Origin of the sequence: Solimonas terrae (assembly GCF_011067135.1) — a bacterium.
Taxonomy (GTDB): Bacteria; Pseudomonadota; Gammaproteobacteria; order Nevskiales; family Nevskiaceae; genus Solimonas; species Solimonas terrae.
The window spans coordinates 56,029-79,653 of record NZ_JAAMOW010000002.1 but is presented as its reverse complement, the minus strand read 5'-3'; the positions used below and the strand labels follow the sequence as shown (position 1 = coordinate 79,653).

Sequence of the window (23,625 nt, the reverse complement as noted above, 5' to 3'; positions counted from 1 at the left end):
GGCCGGCAGCGTCAAGTCAGCCGGCCGCGACCGACAACATCGCCGGCCGATCCCCCAGCCCAGCAAGGAAGCTTCGCCATGAGTCGAAAAGTTCTCGTTTCCGGTGTCGGCATGATCCCGTTCGCCAAGCCGGGCGCCAGCGATCCGTATCCGGTCATGGCCGCCGCCGCCACGCAGGCCGCACTCGCCGATGCCGGCATCGGTTACGAACGCATCCAGCAGGCCTATGTCGGCTACGTCTACGGCGATTCGACCGCCGGCCAGCGCGCGCTCTATGAGGTCGGCATGACCGGCATCCCGGTCGTCAACGTCAACAACAACTGTTCGACCGGCTCGACCGCCCTGTTTCTGGCGCGCCAGGCGATCGCCTCGGGGGCCGCCGAATGCGTGCTGGCTCTCGGCTTCGAGCAGATGACACCCGGCGCATTGAAAGCGGCGTTCGGCGATCGCCCGAGCCCGTTCGAACGCTTCGACGCGGCTGCCGACGAGCTGGTCGGCAACAGCGAGATTCCGCTCGCGCTGCGCTACTTCGGCGGTGCCGGGCTCGCCCACATGCAGCAGTACGGGACCAGGCTGGAGACGTTCGCGAAGATTCGCGCCAAAGCCAGCCGCCACGCGGCCAACAACCCGCTGGCCTTGTTTCGCAAGGAAGTAAGCGTCGATGACGTGATGGCCGCTCCCGCCGTGTGGCCCGGCGTGATGACCCGCCTGATGGCCTGTCCGCCGACCTGCGGCGCCGCCGCGGCCGTGCTGTGCAGCGAGGCGTTCGCGAAGCGCCACGGCCTCGAATCGGCGGTATGGATCGCCGCGCAGGCGATGACCACCGATACGGCGAAGACCTTCACCGCCCGCGACATGCGCGAGGTCGTCGGCTTCGGCATGGCCAGGGAAGCGGCGCGCCAGGTCTACGAGGAGGCCGGCATCGGCGCCGACGATGTCGACGTCGTCGAATTGCACGACTGCTTCGCACACAACGAACTGATCTCCTACGAAGCGCTCGGTCTGTGCCCGGAAGGCGGCGCCGAGAAGTTCGTCGACGATGGCGACAACACCTATGGCGGCCGTTACGTCACCAATCCGTCCGGCGGTCTGCTGTCCAAGGGTCATCCGCTCGGTGCCACCGGCCTGGCGCAATGCACGGAGCTCGTGCACCAGTTGCGCGGCACTGCCGGTGCGCGGCAGGTCGAAGGGGCGCGCGTCGCGCTGCAGCACAATCTCGGCCTTGGCGGCGCCTGCGTGGTGACCGTCTATCGCAATCAGCAGTGACGCTTTGCGACAGGTCGGGGCTGCGAGGATGACATGAGCGGCAAGAGCCATCGATACCGCTCGGTTCAAGGGTTGCGGCCATGAAAGCCGCGATCGTCCGCGATTTCGAACATGCGCCGACTTGCGGCGAGATCGAGGCGCCGCAGGCACGGGACGGCGAAGTGCTGGTGCGCGTCGCTGGCGCGGCGATCAGCCAGCTGGTACGCGCGCAGGCATCCGGCAAGCACTACAGCAGCGGCAAGACCCTGCCGATGGTGCCGGGCGCCGATGGCGTCGGGCGACTCGCCGATGGCAGCCGTGTCTACTTCGCGTTCCCGCGCGCGCCGATCGGTGCCATGGCGGAATGCAGCGCGGTCGCCGCCGGGCAATGCGTCGCGCTGCCGGATGACATCGACGATGTCACGGCGGCGGCGATCGCCAATCCCGGCATGTCGTCATGGGCCGCGCTGGAGTTGCGCGCCGGGTTCAGGCCGGGCGAATCCGTGCTGGTCAACGGCGCCGCCGGCAGCTCGGGCCGGCTGGCCATCCAGATCGCCCGCCATCTCGGCGCGTCGCGCGTGATTGCCACGGCGCGCAAGCCGCAGGTCGAGAGCGAGCTTCGTGCACTGGGCGCCGACGATTTCATCTGCCTCGATCAGCCCGGCGAACGGCTGGTCGCGGCGTTTCGCGAGCGGCTGCACGGCGCGGGCGTCGAGGTCGTGCTCGACTATCTCTGGGGCCAGCCGGCCGCCTGCATCATCGATGCCGCCGCCGGCCACGGCGGCAGCCGGGCGCAGCCGCGTGTCCGCTTCGTCAACATCGGCTCGCTGGCGGGCGCCTCGTTGCCGATCGCTGCCGGCACGCTGCGCAGTTCAGGTCTGGAATTGACGGGCAGCGGCCTCGGCAGCGTGTCGCATGCGGCGCTGGTCGGCATCGTCGGCAAGCTGCTGCGTGCCGTCGGACCGGCGCGCCTGACAATCGACGCGATCGGCGTGCCGTTACGGGACGTCGAATCGGCCTGGCGGATGGCAGCGGACGGCAAACGCATCGTCCTGCGCCCGTAGCGCCTCGGGCCGTCGCCGCACCGCGATCAGTCGTTGCTGGCGCCCGACTTCGGCGGACGGTTCCGGCCCGACAACTCGCCGATGGGCGTGTTGAGGATCTCGCGCACCGGCAGTTCGCTGATCGGGGTATTCAGGATGCCGCGCAGGCGTGCGCCCATGGCGATCTTCGGCGGCGTGACCGCGACCGTTTCCTCCGTCTGCATGCGCGATTCCTGCATCAGCCGGTAGCGCTCGCGCGCGTGCAGCTTGGCCAGATCGCGCGCCGCCGGCGAGATGTCGGTGATGCGCTGCTTCTGGCTCGGCGCGAACCACTCCGGCCGCGCATCCAGCTTGACGACGGGGTAATAGAACAGCGACGGATCGGCTTCGGACGACGGACGCGTGAAGTAGACATCGCCGCCGAGACCGGACTGCGTAGCGAGAAAGTTGGTCGCGCCGCCCAGACCCTTGCCGCGGTGATAGCCGTCGATCGAGACGATGACCAGAGTCGGATCGTTCTCGAGATCGGGCCGCACCACCGGCCGGCAGCTGCCCCAGCCGCGGAAGAACACCGGAACGGCCCAGGTGCGCGCGGCCTTCTCGATGTTGCGGATCCACATCGGATGCGGCGGCCGGGCCTTCTCGCCGCGTTCGCCGCCGATGATGATGAGATCGGGCTTGGGTGTGTGCGTCAGCGGTTCGTCGAGCGGCAGCCAGAAGCGCTCGCCGTTCTGCTGCGTGCCGCCGTAGGCCTGCACGATGCCGCGCAGCGGCCAGAGAATGTCGCCGGACCAGAGCTCGATCTTCTCGACGTCGATCGGCCCCAGCACCGGCTCGAAGCGGACGATGCGGAACATCGCCGGTGTCTCGAACAGGTACGGCGCACGGGCACGGTAGGTTTCGTTGTCCTCGACCGAGATGCCGATGCGCACGTTGGCGAGCGGCCACTTGGGCCGTGGCCGGGTGCCCGGCGTGTTCGGATAGGTGGACAGGGCGAGCAGGTAGTCGCGCTGGCGTTCGGCGTGTTTGGTGAACCAGTAGAACAGCACATCCGGACGCGATGCGATCGTCAGGATGATGTAGTCGAGCTGCTCGTCGCTGATCGCCGGATCGAACAGGTCCGAGCCGGGCGCGACGATGACGTGGTCCTCGCGGGCAAACGCGCGCACGCGGCCGATCTCGGCCTGCTGCAGGGTCGGCGGCTGCAGCGTCGCCACGGTCGGACGGCCGTTGCGGCGCAGCCAGTCATTGTGCAGTTGCAGGCCGACGCAATGATCGCAACCCGACGAGACCGGCCGGCAACCCATCACCGGATACCAGGGCTTTTCGTGCCCCAGCACATCGAACAGCAGCTCGGCGCGATGCTGCTCGGCATCGAGATCGATGAACTGGAAGGTCGAATCGCTGCTCATGCTGGCGTGGTGCTTCCCCCTGGTGATCATAGTGTAGAGGTCGTGTGGGCCGTTTTGGTGCGGAAAGTATGAATTTCCTAACGGCGCCGGATCGGGAAATTCCCCACCCGGTTGATGCGGGGCGACCAACGGCAGGCCCGGCCAATGAACGCGGCTTCGCCCTGTCCTGCAGCGGAAGCGGCCGCCGAACCGACCGGGACCGCCGTCTGACCGATGCCGCTGCCCCGACCCAGACGCGCGAGCGGTCCGCTATCGCCGGTCCGCGCCGGCCTCAGGGCCGCCAGTTCGCGTTGTGATCCCAGAACGCGACACTGCGGCGATAGGCGTCGTGATCGAGGGGCACGCCGGAACCGCCCTCTTCGACTCCGAGCGCATTGCGCATCATGGTGATCGGGGCCATCGGGATTTCCTCGGGCTCGGCGGTATACAGACAGCCGACGATACCCCAGTCGGCGTCGATCGCCGTGCCTTCCTTCTCCATCTGCTCGCGGCTGTAGACGATCACCAGCAGGTAAGCGGCAAGCGGCGCTTCCACGCCCTCGAACCAGCGCACCAGCACCGGCAACTCGCGCTTGTTGCGCGCCTCGTATGTCGAGCGCAGCAGATGGCGGTTGCCGGCCGTGATCGGCACCGTCAGGCAGCGCGTCGAGGTCCAGTTGCGATGTACGTGCAGCTTGCAGAACGGCGCATAGCCGTCGAGCACCTTGAGCGGCGCGTGCTCGTTCAGATGGCGCTCGAAGCTTTCCGGTGTCGCGTCCTGGATCGCGTTTCTGCGGCGGTCTTTCGGAAACAGGCGGGCGCGCGCGAAGGGCGTGAGAACGATGGTCATGGCAGAGCAGAACCCGGTGCCGTCAGTCGATCGGCCGGACGCGGAATTTCCGGCCCTTGATCTTCGCTTCGCGCAGCCGCTTGAGCACGCGTTCGGCGAGCTTCTTCTCGATCGCGAAGTAGGTGCGTGTGTCGAAGCTGGTGATCTTGCCGACCGCCTCCTTGACGACACCGACCTCGTTGGTCAGCGCGCCGAGCAGATCGCCCGGGCGCAGCTTGTCGCGGCGGCCGCCGTCGACGCAGAGCGTGACGACATTGGCCGGCATCGGCCGATCCGGCAGCAGCGTCGCCGGCAGTTTTTCGATGTCGGCGCGGATCTGCAGATGATCTTCGATGTCGCGCACGCGCTCGTGTTCGCGCGGCGTGTACAGATGCAGCGCGATGCCGCTCTTGCCGGCGCGGCCGGTGCGACCGACACGATGCACATGCTGGTCCGGATCTTCCGGCAGTTCGTAACTGATGACGGCAGCCAGATCCTTGATGTCGAGGCCGCGCGCCGCGACGTCGGTCGCGACCAGTACCCGCGCGCTGCCGTTGGCGAATCGCACCAGCACTTCGTCGCGCTCGCGCTGTTCGATGTCGCCATGCAAACCCAGCACTTCGAAGCCACGCTTCTTGAGCTGTGCCTCGACGTCCCTGGCGTCATTGCGGGTGAAGCAGAACACCAGCGCCGACTCGGGACGATGCCGGCTGAGCAGATGCGCGAGCGCATCGATACGCCGTTCCGGTGCGACCTCGAAAAAGGTCTGCGTGACCTGCGCGCCACTGTCACCGGCCACGACGATCTCTTTGGGCTTCTTCTGCAGCTGGCGGCTGAGCCCGCGCACGGCATCCGGGAAGGTCGCCGAGAAGAACAGCGTCTGCCGCGCTTTCGGTGCGTGCTCGACGATCGCGCGGCTCTCGGCTTCGAAGTCGGCGCCAAGCATGCGATCGGCCTCGTCCAGCACCAGAACCTTCAGATCGGCCAGCTTGAGCATGCCGTCGTCCAGATGTTCGAGCACGCGCCCGGCCATGCCGACGACGATATGCGGATCATGCTCCAGCGACGCCAGCTGCGGCCGCTTGGCGATGCCGCCGCTGAGAATGCTGAGCTTGATATTGGGCATGAAGCGCGCGAGCGCACGAATTTCCCGCGCGACCTGATCCGCCAGCTCGCGCGTCGGGCACAGCACCATCGCCTGCGTCCTGCTCAGCGCTGGATCGATGCGCGACAGCAGGCCCAGGCCGTAGGCCGCGGTCTTGCCGCTGCCGGTCGGTCCCTGGCCGATGACATCGTGCCCTTCGAGCATCGGCGGCAGGGTCGCCGCCTGGATGGGGGTCATCTGCTTGAAGCCGAGCACGTCGATCGCCTGCAGCAGCGCGGGATTCAGCGACAGGCTGCTGAATGGCTGGCGGGACACGCTCTGGGACGCCGGATCTTGCACGCGGATACCTGCTGGTGGTGTCGCGCTGCGGGCGCGGGCCGAGGACTGGAGGTTTCAGGGGCGACAGCTTAGCGGGTACACGGACGACGCATCCCGTTCGGCAACCCGCCTCTCTTCAGTCCATGCGTGCGGACCGGCACCGATGGCCGAAATCGAAGGAGGCCGTCGCATCCGAGGAATCGGCTTGCGACGTCGCAGCGCAGCAAATGGCATGCATCGCGCTAGCTAATGCCGAAAATCGCACTGCCGCCCATGTCCCTCTCGCATTCGCCGTCGCGCAATCTGGTCAATGGCCTGCTGTTTCTGGCCGTGCTCGCGCCGATCGCCGTGCTGGCGTACATGCTGCTCGGCTGGAGCTTCGGCGACGCGCTGTACATGGTCGTGGTGACGATCTTCACGGTCGGCTACGAGGAAGTGCGGCCGATCGATACGCCGGAACTGCGCGCCGTCACGGTCGCGCTGATCGTGCTCGGTTGCACCGGGGTGATCTATCTCACCGGCGCGCTGGTGCAGTTCTTCACCTTGAGCCAGATTCAGCAGGTACTCGGGATCAAACGCATGAAAAGCGAAATCGATCAGCTGCAGGCCCACGTCATCGTCTGCGGTTTCGGTCGCATCGGCAACATGCTGACGCGCGAACTGAAGGCCGGCAAAACTCGCTTCGTGATCATCGAGCGCAGCGAACCGCGCGTCGCCGAGGCGCGTGATCTCGGTTACCTCTGGGTGCAGGGCGAGGCCACCGACGAAGCCGTGCTGAAAAGCGCCGGCATCGACCGCGCCGCGATTCTCGCGACCGTGCTGCCGGACGACGCGGCCAATGTCTTCATCACGCTCAGTGCGCGCAGCCTCAACAAGAATCTGCGCATCATCGCCCGCGGCGAACTGCCGACCACGGAAGGCAAGCTGCTGCATGCGGGCGCCAACGAGGTGGTGTTGCCGGCACATATCGGCGCCGAACGCATCGCCGAAATGATCCTGTTCCGGAACTCGACGACGCTGGTCCGCGGCTCCGAGCAGCGCAAGGGTTTCGAGCAGGATCTGCACGGCCTCGGCCTGGAACTGGAAGTCACCGCCGCCGCCGAAGGCAGCCCGTTCGTGGGCCTGTCGATCGCCGAGATCGAGCGCCGCGCCGGAGGCGCCTTCCTGATCGTCGCGCTCAATCGCCGCGACGGCAGCAGCCTCACACGCCCGCCGTCCGACGCCGTGATCGGCGCCGGCGACGGTGTGGTGGTGATCGGTCGCAGCGGCCGTGTACGCGCGCTCGACGCCTTCGCGCAAGCCGCCGATCTGTCCTAGGACCGCACCACCCGGTGCCGCTCAGCGCCCCGTGAATCTCGCTTCGCGCCGCTCGAGAAACGACTGCACGCCTTCCCGGGCGTCGTCGCTTTTCATGACCGTCACCATGTCGTCGAACAAGGTCGCGATCGCCGGCTTCTCGCCCTCCAGCGCCGCCAGGCGCGTCGCCTTCAGCAAGGCCTGCACGCCGAGCGGCGCGGCGGCCGCGATGCGTCCGGCGATCTCGCGCGCCTTCGCATATTGCTGGCCGGCCGGCACGACTTCCTGCACCAGCCCCAGACGATGCGACTCGGCGGCGGTCCAGGAATCGCCGGTCAGCAGATAGCGCTGCGCGTTGGCCCAGCCCATCTGCTGCGGCAGACGCAAGGTCGCCCCGCCGCAGGGATAGATGCCGCGCTTGACCTCAAGCATCGCGAAGCGGGTGTCGTCGGCTGCCACGCGCACGTCGGTGTTCAACATGATCTCGACGCCCCAGGTGTAGCAGTAGCCCTGCGCGGCAAACACGATCGGCTTGCGACAGCGCGGCCCCTTCAGGCAGAACGGATCGAAAGCCGGAGCCTGCAGCGGAAAGCCCTGTCCGCTGCCGAAGATCGGCGCCCACAGATCGAGTTCAACGCCCGCGGTGAAGTGCTTGCCCTCGGCATGCAGCACGCCGACACGCAATTCGGGGTCGCCGTCGAGCTCGGCGTAGGCAAGCCCGATGTCGTGGTACATCGCCGGCGACAGTGCATTGAGCTTTTCCGGGCGATTGATCTTGATATCGAGCACATGACCGTCGCGGCGGACTTCGATATGGGACACGGCAACTCCTCGTGATTGACGTGGCGCCACGATACAGGGCGCGCCCACGCAACGGGAGCCGCCGACCGGCCGCCACATGACTCGTTCGACGATTTCGCACGAGTTCGTCGGCTCCGTGGTACGGCAACCCGGAGCCCGGCGCCGACGATGCAGTCCACGGCAATCACGCCGGTTCACTGCAAAGGAGTCGTGTCATGAATCGTTACTCGAACAAGGCGGTGCTGGTCACCGGCGGCAGCAGCGGCATCGGCCTGGCCACCGCGCAGGCTTTCGCCAGGGAAGGCGCCCGCGTCGTCATCACCGGCCGCGACGAAGCCGCGCTCGCCGCGGCGCGTCGGCAGATCGGCGCCGACACGATCGCCGTCCGCAACGACGCCGCCGACTTCGCGTCGGCCGCATCGCTGGCTGAACGCATCGCGCAGGAAGGCATCAAGCTCGATGCCGTGTTCATCAACGCCGGCAGCGCGACGTTCGCCGACTTTGCGGACGTGACGCCAGCGCTGTGGGACAGCATCTTCAACGCCAACACCAAAGGTCCGTACTTCCAGCTGCAGGCACTGCTGCCGCATCTGAATGCCGGCGCGGCGATCGTCCTCAACGGCTCGATCAACGCCCGCATCGGCATGCCGCAGACCTCGGTCTACGCGGCGAGCAAGGCGGCACTGATCTCGCTGGCCAGGACGCTGTCGGCCGAGCTGCTGCCGCGCGGCATCCGCGTCAACGTCGTCAGCCCGGGTCCGGTGCGGACGCCGCTGTACGGCAAGCTCGGCCTCGACGCCGCAGCGCTGGAGGCCACTGCCGCGCAGATCCAGGGCCAGATCCCGCTCGGCCGCTTCGGCACCCCGGAAGAACTGGCGGCGACCGTGCTGCATCTGTCGGCGCCGGAATCGGCCTACATCGTCGGCACGGAAATCATTGCCGACGGTGGCATGAGCCAGCTCTGATCACGACTCGGCCGACAGCGGCGGGTGCGACCGCAGACCTTTCCCGCGACCGGGGCCGTGCACGGCATCGGTCGCACCCTCTCGCCGCATCTTGCCGACGCCGGAGGCCAGGGGCGACACCGGCGTCCGGACCCGCGCCCGCAACAGCGGCCCGAGCGCCTCATCCGCCGTGCACGGCGCGCGAATCCTGCGGCGTCTCGTCGCGCTCGTGCAGACCGTAATCACGCAAGACCTCGGCGACCCGCAACCGATAGTCGTCGAAGATCGTGAGCCGGCCCGCAGTCTGGACACGACGATGCGCTTCCAGCTGACGCCATTGCCGGACGGCCTGTTCGTCGCGCCAGAACGACAGCGACAGGAGCTTGCCGGGTGTCGTCAGACTCTCGAAGCGCTCGATCGAAATGAAGCCATCGATGCCGGCGAGCAGCGGTCGCAGTTGCGATGCCGCATCGAGATAGGCGCCAGCTTGCCCGCTACGCGGCTGCGCCTCGAAGATGACCGCGATCATGGACGGGCACCGACAGCGGGCACCCCGATGGTGCCGTCGACGTGCTCGAGAAAACTGCGCTCTTCACGCAGGATGAAGCGCCGCGACTGCGCCGTCATGAAATTGGCACGCCCTTCGGCATCACTACGCAGGCGCTGGCGGTAGGCTTCGTACGCGGCGAGGCTGTCGAATGTGATCAGACCCCAGGCGATGTCGTTGCTGCCTTCGTGCGGCAGGAAGTAGCCGACCAGCGTACCCCCGCAGCGCGGAATGATCCGTCCCCAACGCTCGGCGTACTCGCGAAACGCATCCCGCTGGAATGGATCGATCTGGTAGCGGATGAAACAGGTGATGGCCATGCCGGCTCCGGTCGGACCAGGCCACGATAGGCGCTTGTCGCACCCGAATGGTTCGCCTAGCATCGAATCATGAAGGATGGCCCCAATATCGTCGGCATCGCAGCGCTGATCGGCGATCACGCGCGGGCCGAGATGCTGACCGCCCTGATGGCCGGCCAGGCGCTGACCGCGACGGAACTGGCGACGGTCGCCGGCGTCACCAAACAGACCGCCAGTGCCCATCTCGCCAAGTTGCTCGATGCGCAGCTGCTTGCACTCGAGCGTCAGGGCCGGCACCGCTACTTCCGGCTGGCCGACCGCGATGTCGCGCAACTGCTGGAAAGCCTGATGGGCGTCGCCTATCGCGTCGGCGCGCTGCGCCTGCGTTCGAGTCCGCGCGAACCGGCGCTGCGCAAGGCGCGGATCTGCTACGACCATCTGGCCGGCGAACTCGGTGTGCTGATCTACGATGCGCTGATCGAGCGCAAGCTGCTGCACATGATCGACGAGCAGCCACAACTCGCGCCGGCCGGACAGCGCTTTTGCCGCGAACTCGGCATCGACATCGACGCATTGGCCGCGCAGCGGCGCCCGCTGTGCCGCGCCTGTCTGGACTGGAGCATGCGACGTCGGCATCTCGCCGGCACGCTCGGCGCGGCGCTCCTCGAGCGCTGCCTCACGCTGGGCTGGGCACGCCGTGTGCAAGGTTCGCGCGTCGTCAGTTTCAGCGTGCCGGGAGAACTGGCGCTGCGTCGCGAGTTCGGTGTCGCCGGCGGCTAGTGTCGCGAGTCGGAAATTCGCATGCGAAATCGACGGTCTTTTCGCGCCTGGCGGCGTTACGCCTCCTGGCCACATGACCCGACATGCCTCGGCGGGCTGCTTGGCCAGTCGCGAAAAATCCTCGCCGATTTCATCCGGCGCATGACACTGGATCGCGTGCTCCTTTGCCCGTGATGCATGCCTGCGCCGATCGGGGCCGGCGCGAAATCCTTCCCCGCGCCAACACCGCGAGCGCGTTCCGACCGCGCACATGGCACGCAGATTGCCGCTGAAAGGGCTGGCCGCCGAGGCGGCCCGGCGCTGCGCGCCGTCATGGACGCGTTACATGGAGGTCGAAATGAAGCATTACCGGATCGTGCTGGGCCTGGCCCTGCTGGCGGCGTCTTTCGAAGCGAGCGCCCTGCTCGAAGATCTCAATCACTTCGCGCTGAACAAGTCCGGAGCGAGTTGCAGCTTGCGTCTGGAGCCGGAGCGCGACGCCCTGAACATCACGTTCACGTCGCCGAACACCCTGGTCGTGCAATCAAGCTATGAATTCATCAGCGGCTCCGGCATCACCCTGAGCTTCGACGACGGCAGCACCGTGCAGTTGCAGGGTCAGCCCTCATCGAGCAGCCGGCAGATCATCGCCACCATTCCGGCCGACAAGATGGCCGGTTTCTCCAGCAGCCATCACGTCAAGATCGGCAGCGAATCGATCCGCGGTCCGCTGTTCCGCCGCATCGGGCTGAGCGATTTCGCTGCCGGCTACAGCGGCCTGCAGGGCTGCGCCACACCCTAGGGACGCCTCTGAACAGCCCGTCATCGCGAGGTCGCGAAGCGGCCGTGCCGATCCGGATGCAGCGTTTGCGCAGGCAGCCGCCGGATTGCGTCGTCGCCGCCGGCTCCTCGCCATGACGAAGCGGGTGATGGTTCAGACCTTGTCGGGGTCGCGGCCAGGCACGCTCCGGGCGTGGCCGGTTGTGCGCGACCGGCGGCAATATGGACCGCACAAAGACGAACGGGCCCTGACGGCCCGTTCGTCTCCTGCGCATGGCGATCAGCCCGCAACGTCGCGGCACTTCTCGTGATAGCTCACTTCCTGATCGGGAAAGTCCTTCTTCGCGATCCGGTTGCCGGCATAGGCGCCACCGACCGCACCGGCAGCTGTCGCGACATCCTTGCCGTGACCGCCGCCGATCTGATGGCCGATGACGCCGCCGGCGACGCCGCCGAGTATGGTCCCGGCGACCGAGTTGGTCCCGACATCCTTGTCGGTGACCACGCGCTCGTTCGTGCATTCGGTATGCGTACCCTTGTCGTCTTTGCCGACATGCGAAGCAAACACCATCGCCGAACCGGCGACGAGGACAACCGCGATACCACCTGCAATACCCGCAGCAACATTGTTCATGATGGAAACCCCTCTTTGCGAAAGCGCATCGCTGCGCCGTGCAACCACCGTAGTCAGGCGGCATGAATCACAACTGAGTCACGCTGTCAGCCGCGATTCAGGCCCCGCTGCGGTCGCGATCTGCATCCATCGGCGCTCTCGCGCGTATTGGCAGCAGCACCGTCAGGAGGTCCGCATGTTGGCTCGGCTCGGCATACTTTTCAGCGCAGTGTTCGCGGGTGGCTGCACGATTCATCAAGGACGCCCCGGCACGCCGCCGCCGCCACCGACGCACAGCGACTACCGGATCACGCGCGATGTGTCGTTCTCGCCGCCCGACTGGCCCCAGGAACTGAAGGCCGACATCTATCAGCCGAAGGGCCGCGGACCGTTTCCCGCGGTACTCGTGCTGTACGGTGGCGGCTGGGAACACGGCGACCGCAGACAACTGTCGTCGATCGCCCGGGATCTCGCGCGTCGCGGTTACGTTGCGGTCGCGAGTACCTATCGGCTCGCACCGGCCTACATTTTTCCGGCACAACTGCGCGACGTGCAGCTCGCAGTGCGCTGGATGCGGGCGCAGGCGGCGGATTACCGGATCGACGGCACGCGCATCGGTGTCTGGGGCTATTCGGCCGGCGCGCATCTGGCCGCGCTGCTCGGGGGCATCGGGCCGGGCGACGCGCTGTTCGATCCCGATGCAAGGGTCGGCGCCGTGGTCGCCGGCGGCACGCCCAGCGATCTGACGAAATTTCCCGGCGGTACGCTGGTACCGCAGTTCATCGGCGGTCCACGCAGCGAAAAGCTGGCCGAATACAAGGCCGCCTCGCCGATCAGCTATGTGAGCGCCGGCGATCCACCGGTGTTCCTCTACCACGGCGGCATGGATCGACTGGTGCCACCGGACCACGCCACCGACTACAAGGCCATGCTCGATGCCGCCGGCGTACCGGCCGAACTCGTGATCCTGCGCGGTCGCGGCCACATCACCGCGTTCCTGACCGACGGTGCGGCCGTGAAAGCAGGGCTCGTTTTTCTCGATCGTCATCTGCGCGACCGGCAGTAGCGCCCGAGCGACGTCGAGTCCCCGCAGCGCGGACCCGTCACGTAAAATTGGCGGATGAATCCTTTCATCATCATTGGCGCCCTGTTCGGGCTCGCCATCGGTGGCTGGTCCGGCGCGCTGATCGGTGCCCTGATCGCCTACATCCTCAAGCGGTCGGTCAAGGTCTCGGTGATCGGCGCCGCCACCCGGATCCAGTCGCAGTTCCTCGATTCGACGTTCGCGGTGATGGGGGCGATCTGCAAGGCCGACGGCCAGGTCACGCACGACGAGATCCGCGTCGCCGAAATGCTGTTCGATCGCCTGCATCTGAGCGGCACGGCGCGCGAATCGGCGAAGCAGGCCTTCAATCGCGGCAAGTCGCCGGGCTTCGATCTCGACGCCGAGGTGCAGCGCTTCGTGCTCGCCGCGCGCGGGCAGCGCGTCCTGCATCAGATGTTCCTGCAGGTGCAGCTGTCGGCGATCGCCGCGGATGGCGCCGCCCATCCGGCCGAACACGCGATGCTGATGCGCATCGCCCGCGGACTTGGTCTTTCCGATGCCGAAGTGCAGGCGCTCGAAGCGATGCTGCGCGGCGGCAGTGGTGCCGGCCGCGCGCCGACACAAAGCAGCATCGACGACGCCTATCGGGTGCTCGGCGTGCCGGCCAGCGCATCCGACGCCGACGTCAAGAAGGCCTATCGCCGCCTGATGAGCCAGAACCATCCGGACAAGCTGGCCGCCAAGGGCCTGCCGGAAAGCATGCGCGAGATGGCCGAGCAGAAGACGCGCGAGATCACCGCCGCGTACGAGCTGGTCGAGCGCACGCGCGCACGCTGAGAAAGGCGTGGTTCAGTGCGCTGCGGTGACGCGCCAGACGGTGTTGCCGACGTCGTCGGCGACCAGCAGGGCGCCGGAATTGTCGATCGCCACGCCGACCGGCCGGCCATGGGCCTGACCGGCCCCGCTGAGAAAACCGCCCAGCACATCGATCGGCGCGCCATTCGGCATGCCGTCGCGGAACGGCACGAAGATCACCTTGTAGCCGCTGCGCGGCCGGCGATTCCAGGAGCCGTGCTGGCCGACGAACATGCCTTGCCCATACATCGCCGGCAGGCTGTTGCCTTGCGCGGCACACAGACCCAGCGACGCCGTGTGCGGACCGAGCGCGTAATCGGGCACGATCGCCTCGGCCACCAGATCCGGCCGCTGCGGCTGCACGCGCGCATCGACGTGCCGGCCGAAATAACTGTACGGCCAGCCGTAGAAGCCGCCGTCCTGCACCGACGTCATGTAGTCGGGCACGAGATCGCTGCCGAGCCCGTCGCGCTCGTTGACGGCGACCCACAGCTTGCCGCTGACCGGCTCCCAGGCCATGCCGTTCGGGTTGCGCAGACCGGTCGCGAATACGCGATGCGCGCCGCTGGCGACATCGACCTCCCAGATCGCTGCACGGCCGGCCTCGGCGGCCATGCCGTTCTCGGCGATATTGCTGTTCGAGCCGACCGTGACGTACAGCTTGCGGCCATCCGCGCTGGCGATCAGGTTCCTGGTCCAGTGATGATTGATCCGACCGGCCGGCAGCTCGACGAGTGCGCGCGGCGCCGCGCTGATCCGCGTCTCGCCGTCGCGATACGGAAACGCCAGCACGGCGTCGGTGTCGGCGACGTACAGCGTGCTGCCGACCATCGCCATGCCGAGCGGTGCATCGAGATTGTCGATGAACACCGTGCGCCGATCGACGATGCCGTCGCCATCGCGATCACGCAGCAGCGTGATGCGACTGTCGCCGTCGCCGATCGCCCCGGCGCGCCTCATCACCCACTTCGTGACCCGGGCCTTGATGCCGCTGCCGTCGTCCGGCTGCGCCGGCGCATGGGTTTCGGCGACCAGCACATCGCCGTTCGGCAACACGTACAACCAGCGTGGATGCCCGAGCCCGCTCGCAAACGCAGCGACCTCGAGGCCGCGCGGCGCGACCGGTTTGCCGCCATCGGGCCAGCCGATCGCCTGCGCGACGTCGACCGTCGGAATCACGGAGCGGTCCGCCGGCGGCAGTTTCGGCTGCGGACCGCTGCCCTCTTCCACCGTCAGCCGTGCCGTGTTGCCGCAGGCCGCGAGAGTGACGATCAGCAGGAGCGCAGACCGGCGCGGCCAACTCATCGGCAGACTCCGGACTTCAGGGAAGCCAAGGATGCGGCGGCACGCCGGCCGCGCTTCAGTGCAGGGCGCCGGGACTGATGCGTCGCACGCGACCGCTGTCCGCATCGACGATCAACTGGAAACCGTCGCCGAGATGTCCGGCGACCGCCGATCCGGAAACGACCCACAACCGGTTGCGACGATACGATCGGAACGGCGCCTGGATGGCGACCTGCTCGGCGCCATAGCGCTGCGCCCACACGCTGCGCGCCATCTCGATCGCCGCGCGGCCGTCGGCGACCGGCCCGAGCGGCGCGATGTCGGTCACGATCTCCTCGTCGCCGACACCGGCCAGTGTCCTTTCTGCCCAGGGCTTCCACTCGGCATCGGCGACCGGCGTCTGATGCTGCTGACGCAGATGCAGATCGTAGGGTGGCGGATACGAGGTCGGCAGCGGCACGGCACGCGCGCCGAGCAGACCGTTGAGCGTCTCGCGAACCTTGCGCGCGACTTCGATCGGCGAGCTGCTGTTGCCGGGCCGCGTGTAGACGATGCGATTGTCGCCGTCGACGACGACCAGCCACGGCGTGCGGACAATGCCGTAGCTGTCGATCAGGGCGTCACCGTTGAGCAGCAGCGGAAAGCTCAGGCCGCGATCCTTCATCGCCTGCACGGGATCGCCGGTTTCCTTGATGTTGATGGTCCAGACGTGCACGCCGGCATCGCGGTAGTCGTTCCAGATGTCCTGCACATAGGGTTGCAGCGCACGGCTGTAGGGGCACCACGACGGCCAGAACAGCAGCACCGACGGCTGGTGCCGGGCGTCTTCCGGAAACTGCACGCTGGTGCCGTCCGGGGTCTGCAAATGCCAGGCCGGCGCGAAATCCGGCGCAGCCTGAGACACCGGCATCAGAAACGCGAGCATGAACCCCAGAACCGCGATACCGGCACGTGTACGCATCATCCCTGCTCCCCTTCCTGCGGCGTCGGCCCAAGCGACGGACACGGCAAGGATAGGCGCGCCAACCGAGCGCGAGATGAACGCGGCACGCAGGCACACTAGAAAATGCCGTCGTCGAGATCGTCGATCGGCAGGTCCAGCTGCTCGGGGCGCGCCCAGCCGAGCTTGCCGGTGCTCAGCACCAGCACCTGCTGGCGCCACGAATACTGACCGTGACTCGGCCCCATCAGCTTGAGCTTGGACAGTACCAGCACCGGCTTGCCGCGCAGGGCACGGTGCTGCGCCTGCAGGCTCGCGCGCGGGTGGAAGCGCAGGCGGATGCCGATCGGCCACTGGCTGGCAGGACGGGCGGGGGCTACAGCGGCGGTCGGCTCTTTCATGGCACTCGGGGCTCGCAATCGTGACTCGATTGTCCGATGCGGGCGCGCCGCCGCCATCTGGGGCCGCCCCGACGCCGCTGTCAGCAAGCACTGACAGCAGGCGTAGGACACCGTGCGCCGGGCTCCGTTATGCTCGGGGCTCCCCCGTCATCGACATCGTCGTCATGGCCGACATCATCAATCTCAACAAGCATCGCAAGCAGAAGGAACGCGCCGAAGCCGAGCGCCTCGCCGCCGACAACCGCGTGCGCTTTGGTCGCAGCAAGGCCGAGCGGCAGAAGGATGCTGCGGAGACCGAAGCCGCGAAACACCGGCTCGATCAGCTGCGTCTCGAATCCGACGACGAGTCCTGAACACGGCCGCTGCGCGAAGACGCCTGGCGCGGTGCGAGCGCTCAGGATACCGCCGAGGTGCCGCTCAGCACCCGCAGCCGCTGGCGCCAGTCCGGCGCGGCACGCAGGTCGCCGAACAGCGCCTGCCATTCGAGGAACACAATGCGCAGCGGGTTGTAGCTCGCCGTCTGGCCGATCACGCCGAAGCGCAGGTCGACCTCGTCGCCGGCGGCGGCGAAAGTGCCGAACAGATGGTCCCAGATGATCAGGATGCCGCCGAAATTGCGATCGACCAGCCCCTCGTTGATCGCGTGATGCACGCGGTGGTGCGCTGGCGTGTTGAAGACCCGTTCCAGCACGCCGAGCCGACCGATCAGGCGGCTGTGCAGCAGGAACTGGTACGCCAGATTCAAGGCGAATGCCGCCAATACCAGAACCGGCGGAACGCCGAGTGCGACCGGCAGCAGCAGGAACAGCCAGGAACCCGACAGCAGCTCGGTCCAGCCGAGCCGATAGGCCGCCGACAGATTCATCTGCGTCGACGAGTGATGCACGCCGTGCGTTGCCCACATCCAGCGCAATCGGTGACTGCAACGGTGAAACACGTAGTAGATGAAATCGACGGCAATCACCAGCGCCGCGAACGCCAGCGGACCCTGCACTTCGATGTGCGCCACGCGGTGCGCATAGACCCAGGCGAACACCGGCGCCAGCAGCAGCGCATTGAGCGGACGGACCAGCGCATTGCCCGCGGCGATTGCCATCGACGTGCCGCTTTCGCGCCAGTCGTATCCACTGCGCCGCCGCCACGCGAGCCAGGCGACTTCGGCCAGCGCCAGCCCGATCAGTGCCAGCAGCATGAAGGGATGCCGCTGCGCGGTACCGCTGAAGGTTTCAGGCATCGCTGATCTCGATGACGCGCTTGTGTGGAAGCCCGCGCCCGGCGACATCGTCGGGCGCGGGCCGGGACTCAGTGCGTGCGTTCCACATCGCGAACCACGGTGCCGCCATTCGGACCGGTCCTGCTGACCTCGGCCGAGTAGGCGCCGGTGGCAGGGTCATAGCCGCGTGTCGCCGAACGCGACGCCGTGGCGCCGTCGGGCCCGGTCACGCTGCGCGAGCGACTGACGCTGCCGGCATCGATCGTGGTCTGGCCACCGCGACTGTAAGTTGCGCCGTTCGGGCCGGTCGCCGTCACGCTGCGATAGGCGCTGCCGCTCGCTGCGTCATAGCCGCGCTCGGCCTCGCGCTTGCCGCCGTTCGGACCTTGCTGCGTGCGCGTGACATCGCGATAGCCGGGACCGGCCTGCACGTTCGCGCTGCGATGGACGGCATTGCCGTTCGGCCCGGTGCGCGAAACCGAGCGGCTGCGCTCGCGCGCTTCGGCCTGCAGCGGCATCGCAAAGCTCAGCGCCAGGGTCGCGATCGCGGCGGCCGTGAGCAGGCTGCGCGGCGTGATGTCGAGTGTCTTCATGGGGGAACTCCTGTGTGGAACAGCGGGGGATGGATTGCGGAACCTGGGGCCGGGCCGGCGCCTACTGCTGCTTGCGCATGGCGAGGAAACGCTGGCGCAGTTCGGCGCGCGTCAGCTTGCCGTCGCCATCGGTGTCGGCCGCGTCGAACATCTCCATGCGCGCGCCGACGAACTCGTCTTCGCTGATCTGGCCATCGTGATTGCGATCGAGTCTGGCGAATTCGGACTTCAGCGCCGCCTGCGCTTCGTCGCGACTGATCGCACCGTCGCCGTCGGTGTCGACCGCTTTCATGCGGCCGGGGCCGAACGTGTCCTGCGCGAACGCAGGGCCGGCCAGCAAGCCCATGCCGGCGACAACGGCCAGAACCACAACATGCTTTTTCATCGGAACTCTCGCTCGTCGGCGCCGGATTGGTGCCAGTGCGTGCAGCTTGCCTGCCGCGCGGCGCGCGTCGGTGTCTGCACGATGGCCCTGTGTGACGGCGTGTAACAAGGCTGCGTTCTGCGCACTTGCTCGGCTATAAAGATCGCCACACGGACAGGGACGCAAGCACAGATGGAGATCAGCCACCGCATCGTGATCGTCGAGGATGACCGTGAGATCGGTCCTCTGGTGCGCGAGCTGCTGGTTCGCGACGGTTATGCCGCCGAGTGGGCGCGCTCCGGCAGCGAACTCGACGCCGCGCTGGTCCGCGAACGCGTCGATCTGGTCGTGCTCGACCTGATGCTGCCCGGCGAGGACGGTCTGTCGATCTGTCGCCGGCTGCGCGCAGCGGCAGCGAACCTGCCGATCGTGATGCTGACGGCGAAGGGTGAGGACCTCGATCGCATCATCGGCCTGGAACTCGGCGCCGACGACTATCTGGCCAAGCCGTTCAACCCGCGCGAACTGCTGGCGCGGATTCGCGCCGTGCTGCGGCGTGCGGCACCAGCCAGCTCGCTCGGCCCCGCCGGCCATGAGCGCCTGCGCTTCGCGCAGTACGTGTTCGATCTCGCGGCGCGGCGTCTGACCCACGACGACGGCCATGAGATCGACCTCTCGGCGGGCGACTACGATCTGCTGGCGATGTTCGTGCGCCATCCGCAACGCGTGCTGTCACGCGAACAGATCATGGAGTTCACCAGGCGCCGCAGCTGGGAAGTCTACGATCGCTCGATCGACATCGCCGCCTCGCGCCTGCGCCGCAAGATCGAAGCCGATCCCGCGCGACCGGCGCTGATCAAGACTGTGCGCAATGGCGGCTACCTGTTCGCCGTCGGCGTCGAGCGTCTCGCATGATCGGTCTGGCGCTGCGCATCGCGGCGCTGATGGTCGCCACCCTGCTGCTGGTGACGATGACGATCCTCGGCGCGTTCTACCTGCAGGGCGTCGACGACAGCGGCGAGCGACGCGCACCGTTGCCGCAACGGATCGACGCGATCGTCTGGCTGCTCGAACACACTGCAGCGAGCGATGCCACGAAGGTGCTGCATGCCGCCTCGACAACCGACTTTCAGCTCGCGCTGCGTGCCGGTCCGCTGGCCATGTCCGGCGACGCATCCGAACTGCCGCGTGTCGCGCGGGTGCTGCAACACAGCCTCGGTCCGGAGCCGCACCGCATCTGGGTCGGCGTCGGTGACGAGCGTGAACCGCGCCGTCGCAGCCTGCGTTCCGTGTTCGGCCGCGACGGGATGGGCGGCGGTCAGCCGCTGCACATCGCCGTCGAACTGCGCGACGGCCGCGTGCTCGACATCGACGTGCGCGGCGTCGCACTGCGCCGCGTGCTCGGCCGGCCCTTCGCGCTGGCGGTTCTGCTGCTGGTCGGCGCGATCGGTCTGGCCGCGCTGTGGGCGCTGCGCAGCCAGCTGCGCCCGATCGAGGCGCTGGCCCGTGAAGTCGAACGCGTCGGCACGGCCGCCGAAGGGCCGCCGCTACCCGAACGCGGCGCGCGCGAAGTGCGCCAGCTGGTCGGCGCCTTCAATCGCATGCGCGAACGCATTCACCTGCTGATCGAAGGCCGGACCCGCATGCTCGCCGCCATCAGTCACGATCTCGGCACGTATCTGACGCGCTTGCGGCTGCGCATCGAGCTGATCGAAGACCCCGGGCAGCGCGCCAGGGCGGAACGCGATCTCGGCGACATGCAGTTGCTGCTGCGCGACAGTCTTGCGCTGGCGCGTGCCGATCAGCGAACCGAACATCGCGAACAGGTCGATCTGGTCGCGCTGGCCAGGCGCGAATGCGACGAGCGGCGCGCCGGCGGCACCGCGGTCCCGCTCGACGCGCCTGCCGAACTGTCGATACGCGGCGACGCGGTGGCGCTCGCACGCGTGCTCGGCAATCTGGTCGGCAACGCCGTCAGGTACGCCGGCCATGCCGAACTGCGCATCGCCCGCGATGCCGGCTTTGCCGAGATCACGGTCGATGATCGCGGGCCGGGGATACCGGCCGCCGAACGCGAGGCGGTGCTGGAACCGTTCTACCGGCGCGACACCGCGCGCAATCTCGACGACGGCGGTTCCGGGCTGGGTCTGGCGATCGTCGCCGACATCGTGCGCCGCCACGGCGGCGAGCTGCGACTGGAAGACCGGCCCGGCGGCGGCCTGCGCGTGCGGGTGCGCCTGCCGGTCGCGACAGATCGCGGGCAATAAAAAACCGCGGCCGTAGCCGCGGTTCTTTTTACTGCTTTACCAGCTTAGAGCGGGCGAATCTGCGTTGCCTGCATGCCCTTCGGGCCGCGGGCAGCCTTGTACTCGACGCGCTGGCCTTCGGCGAGGGTCTTGAAGCCCGTGCCCTGGATTTCCTTGAAGTGGGCAAAGAGGTCTTCGCCGCCTTCGCTCGGCGTGATGAAGCCGAAGCCCTTGGCGTCGTTGAACCACTTCACGGTGCCGGTGGAAACATTGCTCATGGATACATTCCTTTAAACGTTGATAAAAGCGGGCTACGACCCGCCCGTAGGGTTGCAAACGGTCAAGAGGAACGCATCGGGTATTTCGTCCATCCGGTTGAAAGGATGGCTACCAACGGATAACTCTGCTTGAGGCGACTGCGGAGCGCACACTACGCGATCACAAGTCATTTGTCGAATATCGCCTATAAACCCGCACTTGCGGCCGGATTCTCGCCCGCCCGCGGACCCGCTGGCGAGTCGCGGATGCGGCACGCGATCCGGCTTCAGTTGGTACGTCGCTCGGCATCGACACCCAGCAGTTCGGCCACCGCCCGCAGACTGTCGATCCGCTCGCAGACCGCCATCACGACCATCATGATCGGAATGCCGAGCAGCAGGCCGGGCACGCCCCACAGCCAGTCCCAGAGCAGCAGGGTGACGAAGGTCGCGACCGCATTGATCCGCCCCACCCGTTCGGTCAGCCACGGTACGACGCCAAGGCCGATCACACCGGCAATCGCCAGTGCACCGCCGGCAACCAGCAGCGTGCTCTGCACATCGCCGAACTGCAGATAGGCGAACATCGCCGACAGCGCGACCACGAACGTGGCGCCGATGTACGGCACCAGATGCAGGATTGCCGCCGCGACACCCCAGAACACCGCGTTGTCGAGGCCGATCACGGCGAAGAACAGGCCGGTGCCGATGCCGACCAGCGCGCTGGTTCCGAGCTGGATCAGCAGATAGCGCTGCATCTGCAGATCGATTTCGTCGAGGATCTGCACCGTCAGTTTCTTCTCGCTCAGCGTCGCGCCGCTGATCCGGACCAGCTTGCGCTTGAACGAATGTCCGGAGACCAGCAGGAAATAGCTCAGCGCCAGTACCACGACCGCTTCGCCCAGCCCCTTCAGGGTTGCGCCGGTGGCCGACCACAGATGATCCTTGAGGCTCGGCACGGCGCTGCTCGAAGGCACATCGTGCGCCGGCGCGGAACTCGCCGCCCGCTGCAGCGCATCGGCGGCGCTGGTCAGCTTGCGGATCGCACCCGTCTTGTCGAGCGCGGTGCTGTGCAGCAGCCGCCCGAGCCGCTGGGTCGCAGTCGGAATCGTGTCGAGAATCGCCGAAACCCGCGGCTGCAGTTCGACGGCGCCAAAACCGATGATCGAGACCACCAGCACCAGAGCCAGTCCGGCACCGAGCGCTTCCGGAATCCGCAGGCGCCGCCTGAGCGTCGACACCAGCGGCATCAACACATAGCTCAGCGACATCGAGAGCGTGATCGGCACGAGCACGTCGGCAGCCAGTTTCAGTGCCGCCACACAGGCCAGCACCGCAAGCACCGCGAGGGCGGCACTGCGCAGATCGAGCGTGCCGCGCAGGGACGTCGCGGCCGTGGTGGTGACGGGCCCTGCGTTCTCGCCTGCACTGTCGAACACGTCGCTTCCCTGCGTCGCCGACCTCCTTGTCGGCCCGTGTCACAGGAAACGCCAGCACGGCTGTCGCGGGCCTGAACCGGCCCGTCGCAGCCGCCCTAGCCTGCGGTGCGTTGCGGCAGACGCAATTCGGTGACGATCACGCTGATCACGATCAGCAGGCCACCGGCAAAACCGCTGACACCGAGCTGATCGCCGACGAACACACCGACCAGCGCCGCCCACACCGGCTCCAGCGCATAGATCACCGTCGCGCGCGTCGCCGGCACCGTGCGCTGCGCCCAGGTCAGGGCCAGCTGGATGAAGGCGCTGATCAGCGCCATCGCGCCCAGGCAAGCCAGGTATGTACTGCTGAAGACCGGTGCCGGTTCACGGCACAGCAGCGCGGCCAGCGACGACAGCACGGCAACCGTGGCCAACTGCAGCAGCGCCAGACGCCGAAGGTTGCCGCGATTGGCATAGCGGCTGATCAGCAGGATCTCGAACGCCATCGCCAGTGCGCCGACCATCGTCACGATCGCGCCATGCCCGACGATCAGGCTCGCACCGTCCGGCTTCGAGAGCAGCAGCATGCCGACGCAGGCCAGCACGATGCCGATCCAGGCGAGCAGGCGCGGCAGCGTGCGGAACAGCACGATCTGCAGCAGCGGCACCATCGGCACGTACATCGCGGTGTAGAACGCCGACGCGCTGCTGGAGATTTCACGCAGGCCGACGGTCTGCAAGCCATAGCCGAAGAACACGGCCGTGCCGATCAGGATGCCGCCGCGGATTTCGCTGGCGGTGAAGCCGCGCAAGGCGCGCCAGCTGACCAGACCCAGCAGCACTGCCGCCAGTCCGAAACGCAGCGCAACGAACGTGAACGGTCCGCTCCACTGCAGCGCGGTCTTGACGACGATGAAGGTGCCGCCCCAGACCGCGGTGACCGCAATCAGCAGCAGGTCCGGCGTCAGGCTGCGCGGCGAATTCGATGGAATCACTTCAGCATGCATGCGCGCAGGTCCAGCACGGAAAACCGCAG

General features: G+C 67.3%; 27 protein-coding genes. 11 read left to right on the top strand and 16 right to left on the bottom strand.

Annotation, left to right across the window (positions count from 1 at the left end; translation table 11 throughout):
* Window positions 1-78: 78 nt before the first annotated feature.
* Window positions 79-1,266 carry a lipid-transfer protein gene (locus G7Y85_RS03970; protein ID WP_166252141.1) on the top strand — a complete coding sequence of 396 codons (1,188 nt, stop codon included), beginning with the start codon at window positions 79-81 and terminating at the stop codon, window positions 1,264-1,266.
* An 80-nt stretch (window positions 1,267-1,346) separates the two neighbouring features.
* Window positions 1,347-2,309 (top strand): quinone oxidoreductase family protein, encoded by a 963-nt coding sequence (locus G7Y85_RS03965; RefSeq protein ID WP_166252138.1) that lies wholly within the window; start codon window positions 1,347-1,349, stop codon window positions 2,307-2,309.
* Between the two features lie 26 nt (window positions 2,310-2,335).
* Here the strand turns inward: G7Y85_RS03965 and G7Y85_RS03960 are convergent, their stop codons facing one another.
* The 3 genes from G7Y85_RS03960 to dbpA form a co-directional block, all read right to left on the bottom strand.
* Window positions 2,336-3,700, bottom strand: a complete 1,365-nt coding sequence (locus G7Y85_RS03960; protein WP_166252135.1) for a DUF5131 family protein — start codon at window positions 3,698-3,700, stop codon at window positions 2,336-2,338.
* A gap of 271 nt (window positions 3,701-3,971) precedes the next feature.
* Window positions 3,972-4,529 carry a DUF3228 family protein gene (locus G7Y85_RS03955; RefSeq protein ID WP_166252132.1) on the bottom strand — a complete coding sequence of 186 codons (558 nt, stop codon included), beginning with the start codon at window positions 4,527-4,529 and terminating at the stop codon, window positions 3,972-3,974.
* Between the two features lie 22 nt (window positions 4,530-4,551).
* Window positions 4,552-5,928, bottom strand: coding sequence for an ATP-dependent RNA helicase DbpA (dbpA, locus tag G7Y85_RS03950; RefSeq protein ID WP_166252129.1), 1,377 nt, complete (start codon window positions 5,926-5,928; stop codon window positions 4,552-4,554).
* Window positions 5,929-6,204: 276 nt separating this feature from the next.
* Here dbpA and G7Y85_RS03945 point away from each other — a divergent pair, with 276 nt between their 5' ends.
* Complete coding sequence (locus G7Y85_RS03945) at window positions 6,205-7,248, top strand: potassium channel family protein (RefSeq protein WP_206675486.1); 1,044 nt, start codon at window positions 6,205-6,207, stop codon at window positions 7,246-7,248.
* Between the two features lie 21 nt (window positions 7,249-7,269).
* Here the strand turns inward: G7Y85_RS03945 and G7Y85_RS03940 are convergent, their stop codons facing one another.
* Window positions 7,270-8,049, bottom strand: a complete 780-nt coding sequence (locus G7Y85_RS03940) for a crotonase/enoyl-CoA hydratase family protein (RefSeq protein WP_166252123.1) — start codon at window positions 8,047-8,049, stop codon at window positions 7,270-7,272.
* A 194-nt stretch (window positions 8,050-8,243) separates the two neighbouring features.
* Here G7Y85_RS03940 and G7Y85_RS03935 point away from each other — a divergent pair, with 194 nt between their 5' ends.
* Window positions 8,244-8,993: an SDR family oxidoreductase gene (locus G7Y85_RS03935; protein ID WP_166252120.1), complete on the top strand. Its 750-nt coding sequence runs from the start codon at window positions 8,244-8,246 to the stop codon at window positions 8,991-8,993.
* A 160-nt stretch (window positions 8,994-9,153) separates the two neighbouring features.
* Here the strand turns inward: G7Y85_RS03935 and G7Y85_RS03930 are convergent, their stop codons facing one another.
* On the bottom strand, window positions 9,154-9,501 hold the full coding sequence (locus tag G7Y85_RS03930; protein WP_166252116.1) for an antibiotic biosynthesis monooxygenase family protein: 348 nt from the start codon (window positions 9,499-9,501) through the stop codon (window positions 9,154-9,156).
* Complete coding sequence (locus G7Y85_RS03925; RefSeq protein ID WP_166252113.1) at window positions 9,498-9,839, bottom strand: NIPSNAP family protein; 342 nt, start codon at window positions 9,837-9,839, stop codon at window positions 9,498-9,500. Before G7Y85_RS03925 ends, G7Y85_RS03930 begins: the two co-directional genes overlap by 4 nt.
* A 69-nt stretch (window positions 9,840-9,908) precedes the next feature.
* Between G7Y85_RS03925 and G7Y85_RS03920 the strand changes: the two genes are divergently transcribed.
* Window positions 9,909-10,598, top strand: coding sequence for an ArsR/SmtB family transcription factor (locus G7Y85_RS03920; RefSeq protein ID WP_166252110.1), 690 nt, complete (start codon window positions 9,909-9,911; stop codon window positions 10,596-10,598).
* A 250-nt stretch (window positions 10,599-10,848) separates the two neighbouring features.
* Entirely contained in the window at window positions 10,849-11,379 is a 531-nt protein-coding gene (locus tag G7Y85_RS03915; protein WP_166252107.1) for a hypothetical protein, read from the top strand.
* Between the two features lie 258 nt (window positions 11,380-11,637).
* Here the strand turns inward: G7Y85_RS03915 and G7Y85_RS20740 are convergent, their stop codons facing one another.
* Window positions 11,638-11,991 (bottom strand): glycine zipper 2TM domain-containing protein, encoded by a 354-nt coding sequence (locus tag G7Y85_RS20740; RefSeq protein WP_166252102.1) that lies wholly within the window; start codon window positions 11,989-11,991, stop codon window positions 11,638-11,640.
* Window positions 11,992-12,166: 175 nt separating this feature from the next.
* On the opposite strand from G7Y85_RS20740, the gene G7Y85_RS03905 reads away from it, so the two are divergent.
* Both G7Y85_RS03905 and djlA read left to right on the top strand, forming a co-directional pair.
* The gene (locus G7Y85_RS03905) at window positions 12,167-13,036 is read left to right on the top strand and encodes an alpha/beta hydrolase (RefSeq protein ID WP_166252099.1); all 870 of its coding nucleotides are present in this window, start codon (window positions 12,167-12,169) and stop codon (window positions 13,034-13,036) included.
* A 54-nt stretch (window positions 13,037-13,090) separates the two neighbouring features.
* Window positions 13,091-13,852 (top strand): co-chaperone DjlA, encoded by a 762-nt coding sequence (djlA, locus tag G7Y85_RS03900; protein WP_166252096.1) that lies wholly within the window; start codon window positions 13,091-13,093, stop codon window positions 13,850-13,852.
* Between the two features lie 12 nt (window positions 13,853-13,864).
* Here the strand turns inward: djlA and G7Y85_RS03895 are convergent, their stop codons facing one another.
* From G7Y85_RS03895 to G7Y85_RS03885, 3 genes are all read right to left on the bottom strand, one after another.
* Window positions 13,865-15,175: a PQQ-dependent sugar dehydrogenase gene (locus G7Y85_RS03895; RefSeq protein WP_166252093.1), complete on the bottom strand. Its 1,311-nt coding sequence runs from the start codon at window positions 15,173-15,175 to the stop codon at window positions 13,865-13,867.
* Between the two features lie 55 nt (window positions 15,176-15,230).
* Complete coding sequence (locus tag G7Y85_RS03890; RefSeq protein ID WP_166252090.1) at window positions 15,231-16,115, bottom strand: NTF2 fold immunity protein; 885 nt, start codon at window positions 16,113-16,115, stop codon at window positions 15,231-15,233.
* 98 nt (window positions 16,116-16,213) lie between these two features.
* Complete coding sequence (locus G7Y85_RS03885) at window positions 16,214-16,495, bottom strand: hypothetical protein (RefSeq protein WP_166252086.1); 282 nt, start codon at window positions 16,493-16,495, stop codon at window positions 16,214-16,216.
* A gap of 164 nt (window positions 16,496-16,659) precedes the next feature.
* Here G7Y85_RS03885 and G7Y85_RS03880 point away from each other — a divergent pair, with 164 nt between their 5' ends.
* Window positions 16,660-16,848, top strand: coding sequence for a DUF4169 family protein (locus G7Y85_RS03880; RefSeq protein WP_166252083.1), 189 nt, complete (start codon window positions 16,660-16,662; stop codon window positions 16,846-16,848).
* A 41-nt stretch (window positions 16,849-16,889) separates the two neighbouring features.
* Here the strand turns inward: G7Y85_RS03880 and G7Y85_RS03875 are convergent, their stop codons facing one another.
* From G7Y85_RS03875 to G7Y85_RS03865, 3 genes are all read right to left on the bottom strand, one after another.
* On the bottom strand, window positions 16,890-17,729 hold the full coding sequence (locus G7Y85_RS03875) for a sterol desaturase family protein (RefSeq protein ID WP_166252080.1): 840 nt from the start codon (window positions 17,727-17,729) through the stop codon (window positions 16,890-16,892).
* A gap of 68 nt (window positions 17,730-17,797) precedes the next feature.
* Window positions 17,798-18,301 carry a hypothetical protein gene (locus G7Y85_RS03870; RefSeq protein ID WP_166252077.1) on the bottom strand — a complete coding sequence of 168 codons (504 nt, stop codon included), beginning with the start codon at window positions 18,299-18,301 and terminating at the stop codon, window positions 17,798-17,800.
* Between the two features lie 61 nt (window positions 18,302-18,362).
* Window positions 18,363-18,686 (bottom strand): EF-hand domain-containing protein, encoded by a 324-nt coding sequence (locus G7Y85_RS03865; protein WP_166252074.1) that lies wholly within the window; start codon window positions 18,684-18,686, stop codon window positions 18,363-18,365.
* A gap of 171 nt (window positions 18,687-18,857) precedes the next feature.
* Here G7Y85_RS03865 and G7Y85_RS03860 point away from each other — a divergent pair, with 171 nt between their 5' ends.
* Window positions 18,858-19,580 carry a response regulator gene (locus G7Y85_RS03860; RefSeq protein WP_166252071.1) on the top strand — a complete coding sequence of 241 codons (723 nt, stop codon included), beginning with the start codon at window positions 18,858-18,860 and terminating at the stop codon, window positions 19,578-19,580.
* Window positions 19,577-20,932, top strand: coding sequence for an ATP-binding protein (locus G7Y85_RS03855; RefSeq protein WP_166252068.1), 1,356 nt, complete (start codon window positions 19,577-19,579; stop codon window positions 20,930-20,932). The genes G7Y85_RS03860 and G7Y85_RS03855 overlap by 4 nt, the downstream gene beginning before the upstream one ends.
* 44 nt (window positions 20,933-20,976) lie before the next feature.
* On the opposite strand, the gene G7Y85_RS03850 is transcribed toward G7Y85_RS03855, so the two are convergent.
* The 3 genes from G7Y85_RS03850 to G7Y85_RS03840 form a co-directional block, all read right to left on the bottom strand.
* Entirely contained in the window at window positions 20,977-21,189 is a 213-nt protein-coding gene (locus G7Y85_RS03850; RefSeq protein WP_166252065.1) for a cold-shock protein, read from the bottom strand.
* Window positions 21,190-21,455: 266 nt separating this feature from the next.
* Window positions 21,456-22,607, bottom strand: coding sequence for an AI-2E family transporter (locus tag G7Y85_RS03845; protein WP_166252062.1), 1,152 nt, complete (start codon window positions 22,605-22,607; stop codon window positions 21,456-21,458).
* 95 nt (window positions 22,608-22,702) lie between these two features.
* Window positions 22,703-23,596, bottom strand: coding sequence for a DMT family transporter (locus G7Y85_RS03840; RefSeq protein WP_166252060.1), 894 nt, complete (start codon window positions 23,594-23,596; stop codon window positions 22,703-22,705).
* Window positions 23,597-23,625 lie beyond the last annotated feature (29 nt).

Excerpts from the sequence above, each read along its gene's own strand:
- G7Y85_RS03970 (WP_166252141.1), top strand. The coding sequence starts at position 79 with ATGAGTCGAAAAGTTCTCGTTTCCGGTGTCGGCATGATCCCGTTCGCC.
- G7Y85_RS03965 (WP_166252138.1), top strand. The coding sequence starts at position 1,347 with ATGAAAGCCGCGATCGTCCGCGATTTCGAACATGCGCCGACTTGCGGC.
- G7Y85_RS03960 (WP_166252135.1), bottom strand. The coding sequence starts at position 3,700 with ATGAGCAGCGATTCGACCTTCCAGTTCATCGATCTCGATGCCGAGCAG.
- G7Y85_RS03955 (WP_166252132.1), bottom strand. The coding sequence starts at position 4,529 with ATGACCATCGTTCTCACGCCCTTCGCGCGCGCCCGCCTGTTTCCGAAA.
- G7Y85_RS03945 (WP_206675486.1), top strand. The coding sequence starts at position 6,205 with ATGTCCCTCTCGCATTCGCCGTCGCGCAATCTGGTCAATGGCCTGCTG.
- G7Y85_RS03935 (WP_166252120.1), top strand. The coding sequence starts at position 8,244 with ATGAATCGTTACTCGAACAAGGCGGTGCTGGTCACCGGCGGCAGCAGC.
- G7Y85_RS03930 (WP_166252116.1), bottom strand. The coding sequence starts at position 9,501 with ATGATCGCGGTCATCTTCGAGGCGCAGCCGCGTAGCGGGCAAGCTGGC.
- G7Y85_RS03925 (WP_166252113.1), bottom strand. The coding sequence starts at position 9,839 with ATGGCCATCACCTGTTTCATCCGCTACCAGATCGATCCATTCCAGCGG.
- G7Y85_RS03920 (WP_166252110.1), top strand. The coding sequence starts at position 9,909 with ATGAAGGATGGCCCCAATATCGTCGGCATCGCAGCGCTGATCGGCGAT.
- G7Y85_RS03915 (WP_166252107.1), top strand. The coding sequence starts at position 10,849 with ATGGCACGCAGATTGCCGCTGAAAGGGCTGGCCGCCGAGGCGGCCCGG.
- G7Y85_RS20740 (WP_166252102.1), bottom strand. The coding sequence starts at position 11,991 with ATGAACAATGTTGCTGCGGGTATTGCAGGTGGTATCGCGGTTGTCCTC.
- G7Y85_RS03905 (WP_166252099.1), top strand. The coding sequence starts at position 12,167 with ATGTTGGCTCGGCTCGGCATACTTTTCAGCGCAGTGTTCGCGGGTGGC.
- djlA (WP_166252096.1), top strand. The coding sequence starts at position 13,091 with ATGAATCCTTTCATCATCATTGGCGCCCTGTTCGGGCTCGCCATCGGT.
- G7Y85_RS03895 (WP_166252093.1), bottom strand. The coding sequence starts at position 15,175 with ATGAGTTGGCCGCGCCGGTCTGCGCTCCTGCTGATCGTCACTCTCGCG.
- G7Y85_RS03890 (WP_166252090.1), bottom strand. The coding sequence starts at position 16,115 with ATGCGTACACGTGCCGGTATCGCGGTTCTGGGGTTCATGCTCGCGTTT.
- G7Y85_RS03885 (WP_166252086.1), bottom strand. The coding sequence starts at position 16,495 with ATGAAAGAGCCGACCGCCGCTGTAGCCCCCGCCCGTCCTGCCAGCCAG.
- G7Y85_RS03880 (WP_166252083.1), top strand. The coding sequence starts at position 16,660 with ATGGCCGACATCATCAATCTCAACAAGCATCGCAAGCAGAAGGAACGC.
- G7Y85_RS03875 (WP_166252080.1), bottom strand. The coding sequence starts at position 17,729 with ATGCCTGAAACCTTCAGCGGTACCGCGCAGCGGCATCCCTTCATGCTG.
- G7Y85_RS03870 (WP_166252077.1), bottom strand. The coding sequence starts at position 18,301 with ATGAAGACACTCGACATCACGCCGCGCAGCCTGCTCACGGCCGCCGCG.
- G7Y85_RS03865 (WP_166252074.1), bottom strand. The coding sequence starts at position 18,686 with ATGAAAAAGCATGTTGTGGTTCTGGCCGTTGTCGCCGGCATGGGCTTG.
- G7Y85_RS03860 (WP_166252071.1), top strand. The coding sequence starts at position 18,858 with ATGGAGATCAGCCACCGCATCGTGATCGTCGAGGATGACCGTGAGATC.
- G7Y85_RS03855 (WP_166252068.1), top strand. The coding sequence starts at position 19,577 with ATGATCGGTCTGGCGCTGCGCATCGCGGCGCTGATGGTCGCCACCCTG.
- G7Y85_RS03850 (WP_166252065.1), bottom strand. The coding sequence starts at position 21,189 with ATGAGCAATGTTTCCACCGGCACCGTGAAGTGGTTCAACGACGCCAAG.
- G7Y85_RS03840 (WP_166252060.1), bottom strand. The coding sequence starts at position 23,596 with ATGCATGCTGAAGTGATTCCATCGAATTCGCCGCGCAGCCTGACGCCG.